At 37.9% G+C, this 16,903-nt stretch carries 16 protein-coding genes and 1 pseudogene; 14 read left to right on the top strand and 3 right to left on the bottom strand.

What is annotated here, in order from left to right:
- The first annotated feature begins 157 nt into the window (after positions 1-157).
- The 12 genes and pseudogenes from QFZ31_RS11665 to QFZ31_RS33830 all read left to right on the top strand — a co-directional run bounded on the left by QFZ31_RS11665 (position 158) and on the right by QFZ31_RS33830 (position 9,744).
- Entirely contained in the window at positions 158-328 is a 171-nt protein-coding gene (locus tag QFZ31_RS11665) for a hypothetical protein (protein WP_307303116.1), read from the top strand.
- A 7-nt stretch (positions 329-335) separates the two neighbouring features.
- Positions 336-569: a hypothetical protein gene (locus QFZ31_RS11660; RefSeq protein ID WP_307303115.1), complete on the top strand. Its 234-nt coding sequence runs from the start codon at positions 336-338 to the stop codon at positions 567-569.
- A 323-nt stretch (positions 570-892) separates the two neighbouring features.
- Positions 893-1,564, top strand: coding sequence for a GntR family transcriptional regulator (locus QFZ31_RS11655; protein ID WP_179602191.1), 672 nt, complete (start codon positions 893-895; stop codon positions 1,562-1,564).
- Positions 1,565-1,622: 58 nt separating this feature from the next.
- Positions 1,623-2,075, top strand: coding sequence for a hypothetical protein (locus QFZ31_RS11650; protein WP_307303114.1), 453 nt, complete (start codon positions 1,623-1,625; stop codon positions 2,073-2,075).
- A 34-nt stretch (positions 2,076-2,109) separates the two neighbouring features.
- Positions 2,110-3,570, top strand: a complete 1,461-nt coding sequence (locus QFZ31_RS11645; protein ID WP_307303113.1) for a 4-hydroxyphenylacetate 3-hydroxylase family protein — start codon at positions 2,110-2,112, stop codon at positions 3,568-3,570.
- A gap of 38 nt (positions 3,571-3,608) precedes the next feature.
- The gene (locus QFZ31_RS11640) at positions 3,609-4,379 is read left to right on the top strand and encodes a carbon-nitrogen family hydrolase (protein WP_307303112.1); all 771 of its coding nucleotides are present in this window, start codon (positions 3,609-3,611) and stop codon (positions 4,377-4,379) included.
- Between the two features lie 24 nt (positions 4,380-4,403).
- Positions 4,404-5,078, top strand: a complete 675-nt coding sequence (locus QFZ31_RS11635) for a DUF2848 family protein (RefSeq protein ID WP_307303111.1) — start codon at positions 4,404-4,406, stop codon at positions 5,076-5,078.
- A gap of 1 nt (position 5,079) precedes the next feature.
- Positions 5,080-5,427, top strand: a complete 348-nt coding sequence (locus QFZ31_RS11630; protein ID WP_179602181.1) for a cupin domain-containing protein — start codon at positions 5,080-5,082, stop codon at positions 5,425-5,427.
- 151 nt (positions 5,428-5,578) lie between these two features.
- A complete protein-coding gene (locus tag QFZ31_RS11625) occupies positions 5,579-6,283 on the top strand; it encodes an FAD synthetase family protein (protein WP_307303110.1) in 705 nt (234 codons plus the stop codon).
- 130 nt (positions 6,284-6,413) lie between these two features.
- Positions 6,414-7,742, top strand: a complete 1,329-nt coding sequence (locus QFZ31_RS11620) for an MFS transporter (RefSeq protein WP_307303109.1) — start codon at positions 6,414-6,416, stop codon at positions 7,740-7,742.
- A 277-nt stretch (positions 7,743-8,019) separates the two neighbouring features.
- Positions 8,020-9,453: pseudogene (locus QFZ31_RS11615) on the top strand (amidohydrolase); the annotation flags it as partial.
- Positions 9,442-9,744 carry an FIMAH domain-containing protein gene (locus QFZ31_RS33830; RefSeq protein WP_373459917.1) on the top strand — a complete coding sequence of 101 codons (303 nt, stop codon included), beginning with the start codon at positions 9,442-9,444 and terminating at the stop codon, positions 9,742-9,744. The pseudogene QFZ31_RS11615 and the gene QFZ31_RS33830, both read left to right, overlap by 12 nt.
- Before the next feature lie 801 nt (positions 9,745-10,545).
- Here QFZ31_RS33830 and QFZ31_RS11610 read toward each other — a convergent pair.
- Both QFZ31_RS11610 and QFZ31_RS11605 read right to left on the bottom strand, forming a co-directional pair.
- Positions 10,546-11,394 carry an IS3 family transposase gene (locus tag QFZ31_RS11610; protein ID WP_307303106.1) on the bottom strand — a complete coding sequence of 283 codons (849 nt, stop codon included), beginning with the start codon at positions 11,392-11,394 and terminating at the stop codon, positions 10,546-10,548.
- Positions 11,395-11,420: 26 nt separating this feature from the next.
- Positions 11,421-11,732, bottom strand: coding sequence for a helix-turn-helix domain-containing protein (locus tag QFZ31_RS11605; RefSeq protein ID WP_307300431.1), 312 nt, complete (start codon positions 11,730-11,732; stop codon positions 11,421-11,423).
- 945 nt (positions 11,733-12,677) lie between these two features.
- Between QFZ31_RS11605 and QFZ31_RS11600 the strand changes: the two genes are divergently transcribed.
- Positions 12,678-15,377 (top strand): DUF3289 family protein, encoded by a 2,700-nt coding sequence (locus QFZ31_RS11600; protein ID WP_307303108.1) that lies wholly within the window; start codon positions 12,678-12,680, stop codon positions 15,375-15,377.
- A gap of 1 nt (position 15,378) precedes the next feature.
- The gene (locus QFZ31_RS11595) at positions 15,379-15,891 is read left to right on the top strand and encodes a hypothetical protein (protein WP_307303107.1); all 513 of its coding nucleotides are present in this window, start codon (positions 15,379-15,381) and stop codon (positions 15,889-15,891) included.
- 155 nt (positions 15,892-16,046) lie between these two features.
- Here QFZ31_RS11595 and QFZ31_RS11590 read toward each other — a convergent pair whose 3' ends face one another.
- Positions 16,047-16,895, bottom strand: a complete 849-nt coding sequence (locus QFZ31_RS11590; protein WP_307303106.1) for an IS3 family transposase — start codon at positions 16,893-16,895, stop codon at positions 16,047-16,049.
- Positions 16,896-16,903: the final 8 nt, after the last annotated feature.

Here is a 16,903-nt window from a genome sequence, read left to right as displayed (position 1 = left end):
AGTCCGGTTGATGCCTTCTGTGGGAGGGAAGATACAAGATATTAAAATCAAATTATATTTGAATGGGTGATTCTAATGCTTTTCACCCATTTGTTTTAATTTCGGAGGAAAATAAAATGAAATATAGTGCAATTATATTTGATTTAGACGGAGTCATTTGTCATCCAGATCAATATATGAAGCATGGAAAGCTATAGCAAACAAATTAAATATTCAATTTGATGAAAATATAAACAACCGTTTACGTGGAGTAAGCAGGATGGAGAGTTTTAATATCATACTTGAAAACTATGACGATGTCTTAAAGAAGGAAGATTGGTGCTGGTAAAAGTATTATGGGTGTTATGTTATTAGCAATTAGAAAGGGAGAAGAAGTAAAAATAAATGATGAAGAAGGAATTATCGTTCAAGACATTGATTTAAAAGAAATTGAAAATACGAGGAAAATCCTACAATTCTTTAGGGACCGTCGTGTCGACACATATGGTCCTCTATTACAAACGGAAATGCTTCCGAAACCTTCTACTGTTAAAAAGGGAATAAAAAAAGCTTTATTGGCTAACAAATAGGTGTAGAGTACAAATTATCGGATATTCTCAAACCGAAAGGACCGGGCGATTTTGCCTGGTTTTTCTTATTCCATGTTAAAGTTATTGGTTGTATGTAGAGGTTAGTCGAGGAATATGGTTTCTAAAGCTTGATTAAAGACATTTCTAGAGTTTTCTAACCGTTTTTGTCCTTCGCCCCCTTGATGAAATTTAGGATGAATATTCAAATTAATATAAATATTTTTTAAAAACTAGTTGACCTTTGAATTGTGTGTAATGTATTATGTATACATAATACAAAATTCAGAATTTTCACAAGTATCATGAAAGAAGGTGGAGAAGTTATGAAAGGAGTAAGTTTAAAACCAATTAAGAAAGAGATAACAACACAAGATAAGGTTTATAAGCAAATTAAAAAGGCGATTCTTTTTGGCGGTATGTCCTCAGACCAAATATTTACAGAGGTTCAATTGGCAGAAACGTTAAATACTTCAAGAACGCCAGTAAGAGCTGCTCTGCAAGATTTAGTAAAAGAAGGGTTACTCGTTTTAATTCCACGAAAAGGAGTAACAGTAAGAGAAATTACACCTGAAGAACAAAATGAAATTTTTTTACTTCGTAGTTCGATTGAAACACAAGTGGTGAAAAAACTAACAGAGGTAATTACCTCTCCTGATCAGCTAAAGGTCTTAAGACTAATTGTTGAGCAGCAGGAGGAAGCATTACACAATGATGATGCTATCAGGTTTATTGAACTGGACCATGAATTTCATCTTTCTCTAACAAGATTGGCAAACTTTGGCATCATAGAAGAAGTATTACAAAATCTCCATAATCTAACTCAGCTCATGGGACTTAAAGCGGTCAGCAAAAAAGGAAGAATGAAAAACGTAATTAAAGAACACAGCGAGATTATCCAGGCTATAGAAATGGGAAATGCAGAGCTTGCTTCAGCCGAAGTTTTAAATCATTTAAATAATACAAAAGAAACTTTAACTTATTTAGAGAACTCCTAATTTCTAGGGCTTTTCCTAGAAATAGGGTTTTTAATAAAACAAAGAAAGGGCGAAAAACATGAAAACGGTAGAATCGGCCTTGAGCCAAGAAATGGAAGAATTGCTTCAAGGGCAAACCTTGGTCTTTTGCCATACATACAGCAAAAGCTTGGGCAAAGTCATATCCACCGCCTTATCTTGGGTGTTTGCCATCGATAGTAAGACCGTACGATTTGCGGTAGACTGTAAATCGAAAATTGTGGAAGCCGTGAATGATGATAGTGAAATCACATTAAGTTTTATCGAGCATGAAAGCGTTTACTCAATATCAGGTCCTGCGAGAGTCAGAGTGGAGAAAACCCAAGATATGACCTTAAAGATGGCTATTATTGAAATTGAAGTACAGGATCTTCGGGATATTACCTTTTATGGAGCACAAATTACCCAAAAGCCGCAATTTATCAAAACCTACAAAGAATCACTGATCAAGAAGCTGGATAACGAAGTTAAAGAGGCTGTTTTTAATCTTTAAATCTATCATTTTTTAATAGAGAGGAAGATTCATAGTGGTTAGAACAGGTAAAGAATATTTAGAGTCGATTAGGGATAATAGAAGTATCTATATTGGAGGAAAAAGAGTAGACGATGTAACGACACATCCGGCTTTCAAGGGTATCACCCAAACCATTGCTAACCTTTATGATATTGCTTCAGATGAAAAGAATAAAATGATTTATAAAACAGAAGACGGAACGCTAGCAAATAAGATTTACATGATTCCAAAAAGCAGGAATGATTTAAGGGACCGCCGTGAAGCGATTAAAACGTGGTCTGATTCTACATATGGATTTGTGGGACGGTCTCCGGACCATGTTGCCTCCTTTTTTGCAGGGTTCGCAAGCTCTCCTGAAGTATTTGAACGGGGACTTCCAAAATTGAAAGATAATGCAGTAAATTTTTATAAGTTTGCTAGAGATAATGATTTATATCTATCTTATGTCATTATCCCTCCACAAATTGATCGCAGCAAAGCATCCCATGAACAAGAGGAAAAATTCCTGGCTACTGGAGTTTATGAAGAAAGAGAAGATGGAATTGTCATCAGAGGCTCGCAAATGCTCGGAACAGGTGCCGCCGTATCGAATTATTTATTTGTCAGCTGTATTACACCGCTTCGCCCGGGGGATGAGACCTACGCTGTATCTTTTGTAGTGCCAATGAATGCAGCAGGATTAAAGCTTTATCCACGCCCAAGCTATGCCGTTGACAAACCTAGCACCTTTGATTATCCGCTCTCCACCAGATATGACGAGAGTGATGCATTAGTTGTCTTTGATGATGTGTTTATTCCATGGGAGCATGTGTTCATCTATAAAGATATTGATCTTGTTCGTGCACAATTTCAAGATACACCAGCTCACAAATTAGGAAATAGCCAAGCTCAAACCCGATTTACCAGCAAGCTGAAATTTGTCATCGGTTTGGCAAAGAAAATTGCTGCTGCCAATGGAATTGATAAAATTCCAGCTGTTCAGGAAAAACTCGGAGAACTGGCCTCGCTTGCGGTGACTGCCGAAGGGCTGCTCCTTGCGTCTGAGTATGAATGCACGATTGATAAAAACGGTACAGCCGTTCCTAACCCACGGTTCTTATATGGAGCAATGGGATTGCAAAGTGAATTGTATCCAAAAGTAATTGCGATTTTTAGAGAGCTTGTTGGCGGCGGGGTTCTGCAGGTACCATCTTCGTTTGAAGAGCTGGTTAACCCAGAAACGAAGGAGGATATGCAAAAGTATATTCGTTCCGCAACAGTGAACTATGAGGAGAAGGTTCAATTATTCAAGCTTGCCTGGGATGTAATTGGCAGTGAGTTTGGCGGACGTCATCAGCAGTATGAAATGTTTTATGCGGGTGCTCCATTTGTGGCAAAAGGTTATTCTTATCGAAATTACGGATATCAAGAAGCAGAAGCATTAGCTGCGAAGTGTTTAGATGGATATAGCATTCCAAAAGAGAGTTTAGTATAAATGTAGTTTTCCGAATTTTTAAACAGGAGGGTATTTGGGTGAAAATTGGTTCGATTCAACTAGAAATTAAAGACCATGAATCTAAACAAGAACGTATTCAAAAAGTAAAAAACATGTTAGTCGAGATGAAAGGTTACGACTTAATCATAATGCCGGAAATTTGGGCAACGGGATATTTTGCTTTTGACCGTTACGTGGAGGAAGCAGAAGAAATCGATGGTCCATTTGTTCAGGAATTTTCGCAAATGGCCAAATCTTTACAAGTTCACCTTTTTGCCGGAAGCTTTGTGGAAAAGGCGGGAGAGGACTACTTTAATACCAGTATCTTGATTAATCCAGAAGGAGAGGTCATCGGAAGTTATCGGAAGATTCATCTGTTCCAATATGGTTCACAGGAAGGGAAATTGCTTACCCGCGGATCAGAGATTACGGTGGTTGAGACACCTTTTGGAAAAGTAGGATTATCGACGTGCTATGACCTGCGATTCCCGGAGCTTTATCGTAAGCAAGTTGACCTTGGTGCAGAGATTTTATTAGTCACTTCCGCTTGGCCACATCAGCGACTTGAACACTGGAAGCTGTTTAATGTAGCCAGAGCCTTAGAAAATCAATGTTTTCTCATCTCCAGTAACTGTGTCGGGAAAAGTCAGGGCGTTTTATTGGGAGGGCATAGCCAAGTGGTCGATCCATGGGGTGTCGTGATTGCACAAGCTGGTGAAAAGGAGACCATCTTAACAACGGAGATAGACTTGGAAGAGATTAGTGTCATTAGAGAAGATTTCCCGCAATTAAAGCATCGCGTTTTATAATACCGGAAAGGAGTGCTAACACCAATGAATTTTTATGTAAATGGGAAAGAAATTACTTGGGAACCACAAAACTTTATCATTGCCGGTTACACGGCAAAAGATCAGGCTGCACTAAAAGCCCATATTGAAGAGTTAGAAAAAATAGGTGTGGCTGCTCCTAAAGCTGTGCCAATGATCTATCAGCTATCCCCGGAATTGCTCAGTACAGAAAAAGTTGTCTCTACTGTTCAGAACGATGGCAGTGGTGAGGCAGAGGTGGTATTACTTCATATCCAAGGAGAATGGTATGTGGGGATTGGAAGTGACCATACGGATCGCGTGTTGGAAGCAACATCGGTACAAAAATCAAAACAAGTCTGTGCCAAGCCGATTTCAAAAGAGTTATGGCCTTTAAGCAGTATTGAAGATCATTGGGATGAGATTGAATTGAAGAGCTGGTATTCCGTTAATGGGGAAGAGCATTTATATCAATCTGGAAAGCTGGCGGCTTTTTTATCGCCGAAGGAGCTTTTAGAAATTGTGGAAGCCCGCGGTTATAGCACTTCTGAAACAGCCTTATTTTGTGGTACTCTTCCGATTCTATCAAATGAATTTCTATTCGGAGAGGAATTTCGAGCAGAATTATACGATGCTCGAAATGATAGAAAACTAGAATTATCGTATCAAACAAAAATTTTAATCGATTCTGAGGTGGTTTAAGATGGGTAAAAGAGAGTTAGAATTCACAGATTATACCAATTTTGAAGTGGAACATTTTCCGGTAAAAGGTCTATCGCAAAGGGTGATTGCACAAATTCCAGGCAGTCCGGTAGCGACTCGTATTCTTCAGTTTGAACCTGGCACCGATACTTCTCCAAATGGTGTGCAACTTCATGATTTTTGGGAAGAGCTGTATATTATTGAAGGATCGATTATTGATCTGGAATTGGATGAAGAGTTCAAAGCCGGTGCTGTTGCTTGTCGTCCTCCAGGGATGAAACATGGTCCATGGATATCTCCGAATGGTTGTAAAATATTTGAAGTGCGCTATTATGCCAAAGGCCAATAAGGGTGAAAAGGAGCTATATCTTTATCAAGCTAGAAATAGGGTATAGCTTTTAAAAGAATTTTTTTAAATTTTTGTGTATACACAATACACAGTACAGTATTCAAAGAAGATGAGAGCTGGAAAATTAACGAAATGGGGAAGGTGAAGCAACTTGGATATTGAATACATGACTCACTCACTGGATGCTGTGTTTAAGATGAATGAACCGCATGTCATGGCATTAGGCTTTTTTGATGGTGTTCATCTCGGTCATCAATCCTTACTGCAGCAGGCGAAGTCAATCGCTAAAGAGATGGGGTTGAAGTTCACTGTGATGACCTTTGATCCGCATCCAGATGAGATCATTAAACGTGAGACCGATCGGAGATATATTACTCCACTGGATTCGAAGCTGGAGAGAATCTCTGCTTTTGGTGCAGACAAAATTTTTGTCATGAATTTCAATCTTCCATTTGCCACCCTTCCAGCTGATGATTTTATCAAGAAATATATTGTTGGACTTCATGCGAAACATGTTGTCGTAGGCTTCGACTTCTCCTTTGGCTATAAAGCCCAGGGGGATGTCGATTCCTTACCTCAATATAGTAATGGTGGTTTATTTAAAGTAACCGTTATTTCTAAAAAAACAAGAAATCATCAAAAGATCAGTTCCACACTGATTCGAAAATTGATTCGTGACGGTGATGTTCATCTAATCCCGCATTATTTAGGAAAACCTTATGAGATTCGTGGATGTTTAGAAGGAATGTTAATGAAAGCGCTTTACACTGATCGTAAATATATCATGCCGAAACCCGGCCTTTATCAAGTGGAGATCCTTTCAGGGACGAAAAGGACCATGGGACTTCTCAGATGAGGAGTAGAGAGCTGCCAGCTAAGCGGCTTCGATTGGGTCTCGCCAGGGGAAATTACGGTTAAATTCTTATATCAATCAGGTTTGATGAGGACAGCGACAGTATAAAAAATAATTTATTAGGGGGAAAAATATGAAAGGGAAACAAAATAATAAAACGACAAGCTCCAAAAAAATTCTATTTGCTAGTTTAATTGGCAGCACTATTGAGTTTTATGATTTCTTTCTATATGGGACTGTAGCTTCACTCGTGTTTAACAAGTTGTTCTTCCCAAATGATGATCCCTTTGTAAGCTTATTGCTTGCCTATGCAACTTTCGGTGTGACGTTTTTCATTCGTCCTCTTGGCGGCCTCGTATTTAGCCATATGGGAGACAAATTTGGAAGAAAAAATACGCTTGTAATTTCTCTTCTGCTAATGGGGATTTCAACTGTGCTGATTGGATTATTGCCGACCTATAATTCAGTTGGGGTCTTGGCACCGATTTTACTTGTTCTTTTGCGCCTCCTTCAAGGGATTGCCCTTGGCGGCGAATGGGGAGGAGCCGTTTTGCTGGCAGTCGAATCTGCACCGAAACAAAAACGCGGTTTCTATGGAAGCTTCCCAGCAATGGGAATTCCGCTTGGAATGTTATTGGGTACCGCCTCCGTATCGTTGATGAGTTTGCTTCCCAATGGACAATTCCTGACTTGGGGCTGGCGAGTTCCGTTTTTACTAAGTGCTCTGTTGGTAGGAATCGGCATTTGGATTCGCCGAGGTATTGAAGAAACATCTGCCTTTCAAGAGGAAAAGGAAAAAGGAAATGTGGTCAAAGTTCCACTCCTTGAGACCCTTCGCTATCATTGGAAAGCCGTTTTAATTTCACTAGGCGCGAAATGCGTAGAAGTCGGCCCGTTCTATATCTTCACAACCTTCTTTATTGCTTATTCCACAGGTACCATTGGCTTTTCTAGAACAACGGCATTAAATGTTATTACTATTTCGACTCTTGTTACCACACTCTGTATTCCATTAATGGGCATGTTATCGGATAAAATTGGCCGGAAACGTGTTTTCCTTCTTGGTGCAGCTGGATTAGCACTATTTGCTTTTCCATACTTCTATTTACTTTCACTAAAGTCTACTTTCTGGGTCTATGCGATTTCTATTATTGCTTTAGGAATTCTCTGGCCCTCCATCGCAAGTATTATTGGAACCATGTTCACTGAGATGTTCAGTACCAATGTTGGCTACACAGGAATTACCCTTGGCTACCAAACAGGTTCAGCATTATTTGGTGGAACGGCTCCGATGATCGCAACAGTTCTGTTAAAGAACTACAATGGTTCCTGGACTCCGCTTGCCATTTTTATCTGTATTCTTTGTATAGCATCGTTTATTTCGGTTTTATTCTTACGTAAAACTCACGAGAATTCTCCTGTAGAGACTTCCTTGTCTTCAAAAACACTAGTCACCAAATAGTTCAAGTTGAAAATAATCCAATTGAAAGGGTTTGATTACGATAAAAAAATATTTATTCCCTTTATTAATAGTTTTGCTTTTTAATTCGGTATTTACGGGGAGTACCTTGGCTAAGAAAAATTCGAATCCAGCGGCTGATTTTATCTTTAAAAATGGAGACGTTTACACAGTTGATAAAGATCAAACTTGGGCGGAAGCGGTTGCGGTTAAGGATGGCAAGATTCTCTACATTGGTAATAACAAGGGAGTTGCGGCTTTCAAAGGGATCGCCACCAGAGTGATTGATCTGAAGGGAAAAATGCTTATGCCTGGATTTGTCGACAGCCATAACCATGCGTACCTTATGGCGGAAAGTCTTTTCTGGCTGAGCCTTAATCCTTATTCCACTGTGGAAGAACGGCAACAGGCAATCAAGGATTATTTGAAGGAGAATCCCGGTATCAAGCAATTGCGCGGCGTAGGCTGGGATGAAGTAATCCGTGATGGTAAAGACAGAGGGCTTGCTCCTAGAGAATTGCTCGATCAAGTAGTCTCAGATATACCTGCTGTCTTTATCGCAAACAGTCATCACAGTATATTGGTCAACTCAAAGGCTCTAGAGGTTGCGGGGATAGACAAAAACACCCCTGATCCACAAGGAGGTACTATTGAACGCGATCCTGTAACAGGGTAGCCGACAGGAATTTTACACGAATTTTCCGCCCAAAACCTTGTGATTAACGCTCTTCCTCAACCAGACTTTACGGTTGAGCAATACAAAGAGACGATTATAACTTGGCAAAAAATAGCTGCTGAAGATGGAATTACTTCGACATTCGTGCCCGTTCACTACCCAACCGAAAATCTGCTTAAAGCATTTGAAGAGCTGGACAATACAGGTAAATTGACTGCAAGATACGATTTAGGTTTATGGGCTGATGAAAACAAGGGTACAGAGCAGATTGGGAGATTAAAAGAATTACGAGACAACTATCAAGGAAAGTCGTACAAGGTAGATACCATTAAAATATTTGCTGACGGTGTCGGTGAACATAAACTGGTTTGGGATCAAGATGTTTTAGAGAAGACTGTGGCTGCTTTGGATAAAGAAGGTTTCCGCGTCTATATCCATGCGATTGGCGATCAGGGATTTTATCCATCTCATAACGCTTTAGATGCTTTTGAATATGCGGCTGAAGTAAATGGTAAAAGAGATTCCCGGCATGTGATTACCCATATAGACTGGGTCAAGGAAGAAGATGTTGCCCGGTTTAAGGACTTGGGAGTCATACCTGCTCCTCAGCCTGCCTGGTTTGGGAAAGACTGGTATAGTGATGTGAGTGGCGAGCAGTTGAAGAATCTCAATCGATTGAATAGCTACTTTGAAGCAGGAATACCGGTTGCTTCATCAAGTGATTTTCCATCAACAGATACCTTTAAAAGAGACATGTATCCACTAACAGGAATAGAAGTAGGGATAACAAGATTGGATCCGGACGCAACCGCTGAAACTGATCTAGATAAAGTAGTATGGCCTAAGGAAAAAGCTACTCTCGAAGAGATGATCACTAGCTATACATTCAACGGAGCTAATTTGATTTTCCAAGAAGATGAAAGAGGCTCAATAGAGGTGGGTAAAAAAGCGGACTTGGTCGTTTTGGACAAAAATCTCTTTGAGATTCCAATAACGACAATTGGTGAAGCGAAGGTCTTGTTGACTATGTTTGAGGGGAAGGAAGTTTTCCGTCATCCAACGCTTACAAATGCATCCTATATAAAGACACTTGTTGAGCAATTAGAAGAAGAAGGGGAATTTGCCAACCATGGTGCTGCCAGCTCCTTACAGGCCCATTTAGATACAGTGGTCCGTTTTGAAAAACAGGAAGCAGCCGAAAGGGTTGTCAAGCACATGCAAAGCTTTAAACAGTTGCTAGAAAATCATAAAAAAGATGGCTTGATATCCGAGGTTGCGTATAACGACCTTAAAACTAATACTGATTCTTTGATTAAGAAGTGGCAATAAGATTGAAATAAAGAATAGGGTTACGAAGTTGATGTCGAATAATGTAGTTTTAAGGGGAGGGACCCGTTTGATTCGAGGTCTCTTTTCTTATGCTCGTAAATATATGCGGTTATTTAACGAACCTAGCAACGTTATAACTATTATTCTATTGTGTAAGATTTTGAGGACATCTTGCATATGATGTTGTCATCCCGTCAAAAACACCCATTGTAATGATTACCCTGAGAGGATATAAAACTAATGGCAGAAATACACTTTGCATATTTTTAATAAAAATAAAAAGCCTTGAAAAATCAAGGCTTTTTGACGTCCCGAAGAGGATTCGAACCTCCGACCTACAGTTTAGGAAAAATATGAAAAAGGGTACATTGTAAAGTATTCTTTTCAAAATGCTTATTTATCAAGCCTTTTAGTTAATGAAAATCAATTAAGTACAAATAAAAAAATATCGTTTTACTGAGTTTTTCGGCAAATAGTAGGATAGTATGTTCATACTTTACCTTATTTTCATCCTGATGGGTTTTGTAAATTCGAAGCACGAATTGTTCATCATGAACACGAACAAATCGGGTCGTATTATTTGCACCTTTGCCCAACCCAAGTGATCCAGCTGCCAGTAGGAATATAGTGGGAGAGTATTTCATCAATATATGTATTTTCTTGTTTCATAGGACTGCATTCCTTTGCTATGAATTCTAATGTGTTTGAAGTAAGTCTATCATGCGATAAAACATATTATTACGATAAATAGAGGTACCTGTGGTCAAGCCCCCGAAAAATAGACATTGGAAAATTCGACGTTTATGATGCATTTTGGTAATTAAAATAATACATTTTAGGAGAAACGAATCCCATTCTTTTTTGGATTCGTTTTTCATTGTAATAACGAATATATTTCTTTAAATCATGTTGAAAGGAATCAATTGGGCTGTTTGGATAAAAACAAGGGAATTCCGTCTTTAACTGCGAAAAAAAGCTCTCAATGACAGCGTTATCCCAACAGTTTGCCTTCCTTGACATACTTGGTATGAAGTGGAGCTCCTTACTAAGATTGCGATACATGTGAGATCTGTACACACTTCCTTGGTCGCTATGGATTAGGACCCCGTCCAATGTATCCAATTTTCGCTTTTTCTGTGCAGCCATAATAGTCGCTTTTATCAAGTCCTTATTAGGACTTGAACTCATTTCAAAGGCAATTACTTCGCGATTAAATAAATCCATTACCGCAGAGATATACAACTTTTCCTGACCCACCAAAACCTCTGACATATCTGTTACCCATTTTTGGTTGGGATGAACGGCGTCAAAATCCCTATTTAATAGATTTTTATAGACATAGCCTGCAGATTGTTCCTTAGATTCATGAGTAGTTTTTGGTTGCCTCACCTTTGCTTTCAAATTGGCCTCATTCAAGAGTCGCGCTACTTTTTTGTGATTTATTATTATGCCCTCGGCTTTTAATGCTCGGGATATTCTTTTGGCTCCATACGTACCCTTGTGAAGGAAATAAATCCTTTTTACTTGTTTTAAATCTTGGCGTTCTTCTCCAGATGGTTTGCGCTTAGGACGTTTAAGAAATGCAAAATAACCACTTGAGGAAACCCCAAGTATGCGGCATAAAAGATTGACTGGATAATCCTTTCTCAAATAAGAAATAGCTTCGAATTTCTTGCTTATTCGTTCCCTTTGAGAAAGGCCTGGAACTTTTTTAGGATTTCTATCTCCATGTCTTTTTCTTTTATTTTCTTCTCCAACTCCCGGGTCTTCTTTATATCCTTTGACTGAGAAGGCTTCGAAATAGAGCGTGGATTCACAAGACCCTGCTCACCATTATCCTTAAAAGAGATTACCCAACGATTCACTGTATCCCGGTGTAAATCTAGTTCACTTGCAACCTCAGCCACTGGCCTTTTATTTTCCAGCACTTGACGCACTGCTTCCAACTTAGTTTCGACACTATTATGTGATGATTGTTTTTTTCTCATGTTAATTGTCCCCCAAAGAAACTCAGATATGTCGTATCTTCATCATACTCTATATGTCTATTATAAGGGGGTCAACCACTGGTACTTGTCGGAGGTGGCTAAATTCGACTAGTGACACAGGTGCCTTTTTAAATGGCGGTACTTTTTTTACTATGATAATTTTCATAGAAAAGGGTAATTTGAAGCTCTATATAAAAATATACAATATAGGAAATCTTTACCTTATAATCCTAAAATAAACAAATTAAAATTAAAATAAGTTAATTATTGGCTATTGTTAATCCTATGAACGTCAAAAGATCAAAGGAGCTAGTCCATAATCTACCGAATAAACATGACCGAATAGCTCGTCTTTAAAAAAGATGGACGATTTAGCTACGCCATCACCCTTTTAATAAGCACTAAGGCAATAGGATGAAACGGAGAAGCTTGCGCTATTTTCACTATCCGACCTAGAGTTCCTAAAGGAGCACCGCTATCCTTTGCTTTACGACTAGACCGAACTAAGGAATGTAGGCACTCTGATGCCAAGAGATATGGGAGGGTACGTCACTATTAAGCTTAGCAGAGATCTATTGTGCATCACATACTAATCCACCACCACAAACCAAGTTTATCCGAAGGCGTTGTCGTAGCGTACATAGCTACTGTAATAGTTTCACATATTTATAAAATACTGTTGATCAGGTGTCGAAAAATATTATTCTGACACCACCCCAAAGGGGAAAACCATTGTTAGATTAATATTTATAGAGGGAGGTGATTTAATGCCTTAATCTCAAGGGTTTTGACAGTTTTTCTTCGGATGGGAACCACTATACCGTAAGCTTCGATCATTAAACCAAATAAGTTTTATATGTATCCACCATAGTAAATGCATGCAGCTTCACTCAATATAGTTATATTTTTATAGCTTAGATGAATATTTTAATAAAGGAGATTTTCATGTTGAAAAATAAAGTAAAAAGTATGGTGAATATTTTTTTGAGCTCTGCCATTGTTTTCGGCGGAATTGGGCAAACAGTGGTGGCCAAGGGTAATATAGATGCTAAGATTCCTAGTGAGGAAAATGTAAAACAGTGGTTAAGTGAATATGAATATTATGAGGATACTAGAGATGGATTAATCTATGAGAAGGTAGCAATAAATGAATTAAAGCGTTTCGTAAAAGTCTTAAAAGATAAGAATGCTAAGTTAGATGCTAAAACACTAGATACTCTGGTTGTGGAATTTGAGAAGTCCGGAGACTTTAAGCAAACAAATATGAATGAACTTGAAATGTTTGAACAATTGATTAACCAATATGAACAAGCAGTTCAAGACGAGTATATAAAAGAGGTTGTTCTAAAAAGTGATCTGCTCTTGAATATCAAACATAAGTTAACAATATATCTATGGGGCTATGCAGCAAATAACGATTTTAATAAACCAACTGAAGTATTACTTGCAGATATACTCTTTAATTTTTATCTATCGGATAAAATTGTCAATAAAAATGCTATTGGCATCTTAAAAGATATCACTGATCAATCGGATCAAAATGGAAATAAAATAAAAGCCCATTTGGATAACGCTGTGAAAATGTCTGATAAAGCAAATGAGTTTTTAGAAAAAGATCTAGGAATCCCTGCAGCAAAGTCCTATCAAAATGCATATAAACAAATGTTATTCGGGCTTGAAAAAGCAGGCTATACATTTAATACAGAATTCTTTGAATCTACCTCTGACACGGACGGTGACACGATAACAGATGGAGTAGAATTCCAAGAGGGAATGAATCCATTTAAAATGGATACAGATGGGGATGGATTAAAGGATAATATTGAATATGAGATTAAATCATCTATTTCCCCAACAAAATATGATACAGATCAAAATGGTATAAGTGACGCAGATGAAGATAGCGATGGAGACGGCCTGAATAATAAAGATGAGCAGGTTTATCAAACAAATTTAACGAAGAAAGATTCTGACCAAGATAGTTTAACGGACGGATATGAAGTACAACAGTTTAAATCATTACCTAATAAGGATGATACAGATAGCGATGGATTAAGTGATGGAGATGAATTTGCTTTAAAGACAAATCCGAATGCTGCAGACAGTGATAATGACGAGACCCCGGATTCACAAGAACTCCATAAACAATCTATTCGTACAACATTTAATCAGCCTGATAAATCAGAAATTACTAGTGTAGAAGTTAGTTTAAGTACAACGGATAATATTAATAAAACCACTAGAATTACAACAAACAAAGGAAATATGAAAACAGCTAATCTATACGGTCTTATTGGTTCTCCTGTAAGGATCAATACTCAATCAGAATTTGATAAAGCAAGCATTCAATTTACTTATGATGAAGCACAGCTTGGAGACACATCGGAACAGGACTTAGGGATCATTTGGTATAACGAAGAGGAGGAAATGTTTGAAAGCCTTGACACTGTGTTAGATACAAGTAAGAATACAATAAGTTTCGAAACGACTCAGCTTCGTGAATATATGATTGTTGATAAGAAAAAATGGATGGAGCTTTGGAGTAAGGAAGCTGACAACTCAAAGAAGCTTGGTGTAAATAGTGATGGTCCAAGTGCTCAAGAGATAGATTCAGATGGGGATGGCTTATACGATACCTATGAAACGGAAGGAATGAAAACACCATACGGTATCATCTACACGAATCCTGACAAGAAAGATAGTGACGGAGATGGATTAACCGATGGGCAAGAAATGGGTCCATTTAGAACATTCACTTTTGAGATTTTTGGAATTACGATTCATTATGAAGGTTTCTTTCCAACCAGTTTTCCTGACCAAAAAGATAGTGATGGGGATGGAATATTTGATAATGAGGATTCAAGACCGTTGAACTCTGATTTATCCAATTTAGTCATTTTTCAATCAGATCGACCAGAAGGCTATGATGAAAATGGAAATGTAGCGAATGATATGACAACAAATGATTATACAGGAGATGAGATGACGGACATTAGCTGGATGTTTAATTTTCAATTACTTGAATCATATTTCCCAGGTATACTATTTGATGAGTTTGAGATGATGTCAACAGACTTATTTTCTACGGGAGAAATGGAAGATGTTGTTTTAGATATGATTGATCATTTTGAGGAGGGAACTGGTACAGAGTATAGTAATCAGACTTTAACGAAAAAAGCTAGTGAGCATGAGACAACAAAAGCCTATGTTGACTATGTCAAAAATGCTTTAGTTGATGAGCTAAAGAAAAATGGAGGAAATTTGGGAGCACTTCGGTTTGACAAAAGTACAAAAGCCACTAACTCATTTTATCAAAATATACAGGATAATGCTTCTTACCCGACGTTTAGCAGCTGGGGTGATAGAATAGGCGGACTTACCATTACGGTAAATGATACATGGGGGAATACGATATCCGTAAAAGATTTTTCAGTAGAGAACAATCACTTTAAAGGTGTCATGCATGTTCGTTTATATGATCATTTTGGGTTAGATCAGCCAGATGTAGAGAAAATGTATGTTAACTTAGCAGGATTTCGTTCTTGGTTTGTCTTACAGCATTATGAAGATTATGATGGAGAATATAAACCCTTTGTTAGTATAATGGAAATGGATATACCATTCGAGGGGGAATTGAACAATTAAAGTGAATTTGAAAATTCTAGTTTTGATTATTGGTACATTCTTCATTTCATTCTACATAATGGGATGTACAAAGAATGAGGGATCAAGCGGGGAAACAAAGATTTTTGAAATTGCCAATACAGAACAGGTCGTTGGTAAAAAGGATGAAGAAGTGGTGACTCTTAGAAAGCATTACATGATTCTGAATCCACCAAAAGATTTAAAAGATATGAAAGAATTAGTGGAAAAATACTTGAAGGATCATCCAGTTGAAGGTGAAATGAAAGGAATAGAAGGAAAAAATAGGAATTTTTACTTGTCCTTCTATAGGGAAAGTGACGATTTGCCAAGAGACTGGCAGCCTGATGAAGGTTACATGAATACGGATCGGATGGAACATCATAAACATGATCTCATTGCATCAATCATTTGGTCAGATACTGAACCACAAAAAGAGTACAATGTTTATGATAAAAGTAAAGAAGGAAAGGTCCTGAAGAGGATGCACTTTATTGAGGATAAGCTTGTTGAATGATACACTATCCAAAGACTAACAAATAAAACAGATATGCAGCCGGTTAAATTGAATGTGCTTTAAGTAAGTCTATCATGCGAAAAAACACATTACTACAATAAATAGAGGTGCCAGTGGTCAAGCCCCCGAAAAATAGACATTGGAAAATTCGACGTTTATGATGCATTTTGGTAATTAAAATAATACATTTTAGGAGAAACGAATCCCATTCTTTTTTGGATTCGTTTTTCATTGTAATAACGAATATATTTCTTTAAATCATGTTGAAAGGAATCAATTGGGCTGTTTGGATAAAAACAAGGGAATTCCGTCTTTAACTGCGAAAAAAAGCTCTCAATGACAGCGTTATCCCAACAGTTTGCCTTCCTTGACATACTTGGTATGAAGTGGAGCTCCTTACTAAGATTGCGATACATGTGAGATCTGTACACACTTCCTTGGTCGCTATGGATTAGGACCCCGTCCAATGTATCCAATTTTCGCTTTTTCTGTGCAGCCATAATAGTCGCTTTTATCAAGTCCTTATTAGGACTTGAACTCATTTCAAAGGCAATTACTTCGCGATTAAATAAATCCATTACCGCAGAGATATACAACTTTTCCTGACCCACCAAAACCTCTGACATATCTGTTACCCATTTTTGGTTGGGATGAACAGCGTCAAAATCCCTATTTAATAGATTTTTATAGACATAGCCTGCAGATTGTTCCTTAGATTCATGAGTAGTTTTTGGTTGCCTCACCTTTGCTTTCAAATTGGCCTCATTCAAGAGTCGCGCTACTTTTTTGTGATTTATTATTATGCCCTCGGCTTTTAATGCTCGGGATATTCTTTTGGCTCCATACGTACCCTTGTGAAGGAAATAAATCCTTTTTACTTGTTTTAAATCTTGGCGTTCTTCTCCAGATGGTTTGCGCTTAGGACGTTTAAGAAATGCAAAATAACCACTTGAGGAAACCCCAAGTATGCGGCATAAAAGATTGACTGGATAATCCTTTCTCAAATAAGAAA

The organism is Neobacillus niacini (assembly GCF_030817595.1).
Lineage (GTDB): Bacteria > Bacillota > Bacilli > Bacillales > Cytobacillaceae > Neobacillus > Neobacillus niacini_G.
The sequence above is the reverse complement of the archived record's forward strand: the minus strand, read 5'-3'. Positions and strand labels throughout refer to the sequence as shown.

What these genes read in the sequence shown, in the direction of transcription:
- QFZ31_RS11650 (WP_307303114.1), top strand. Translation starts at nt 1,623, where the DNA reads ATGAAAACGGTAGAATCGGCCTTGAGCCAAGAAATGGAAGAATTGCTT.
- QFZ31_RS11660 (WP_307303115.1), top strand. Translation starts at nt 336, where the DNA reads ATGGGTGTTATGTTATTAGCAATTAGAAAGGGAGAAGAAGTAAAAATA.
- QFZ31_RS11600 (WP_307303108.1), top strand. Translation starts at nt 12,678, where the DNA reads ATGTTGAAAAATAAAGTAAAAAGTATGGTGAATATTTTTTTGAGCTCT.
- QFZ31_RS33830 (WP_373459917.1), top strand. Translation starts at nt 9,442, where the DNA reads ATGTTTGAGGGGAAGGAAGTTTTCCGTCATCCAACGCTTACAAATGCA.
- QFZ31_RS11655 (WP_179602191.1), top strand. Translation starts at nt 893, where the DNA reads ATGAAAGGAGTAAGTTTAAAACCAATTAAGAAAGAGATAACAACACAA.
- QFZ31_RS11605 (WP_307300431.1), bottom strand. Translation starts at nt 11,732, where the DNA reads ATGAGAAAAAAACAATCATCACATAATAGTGTCGAAACTAAGTTGGAA.
- QFZ31_RS11620 (WP_307303109.1), top strand. Translation starts at nt 6,414, where the DNA reads ATGAAAGGGAAACAAAATAATAAAACGACAAGCTCCAAAAAAATTCTA.
- QFZ31_RS11630 (WP_179602181.1), top strand. Translation starts at nt 5,080, where the DNA reads ATGGGTAAAAGAGAGTTAGAATTCACAGATTATACCAATTTTGAAGTG.
- QFZ31_RS11635 (WP_307303111.1), top strand. Translation starts at nt 4,404, where the DNA reads ATGAATTTTTATGTAAATGGGAAAGAAATTACTTGGGAACCACAAAAC.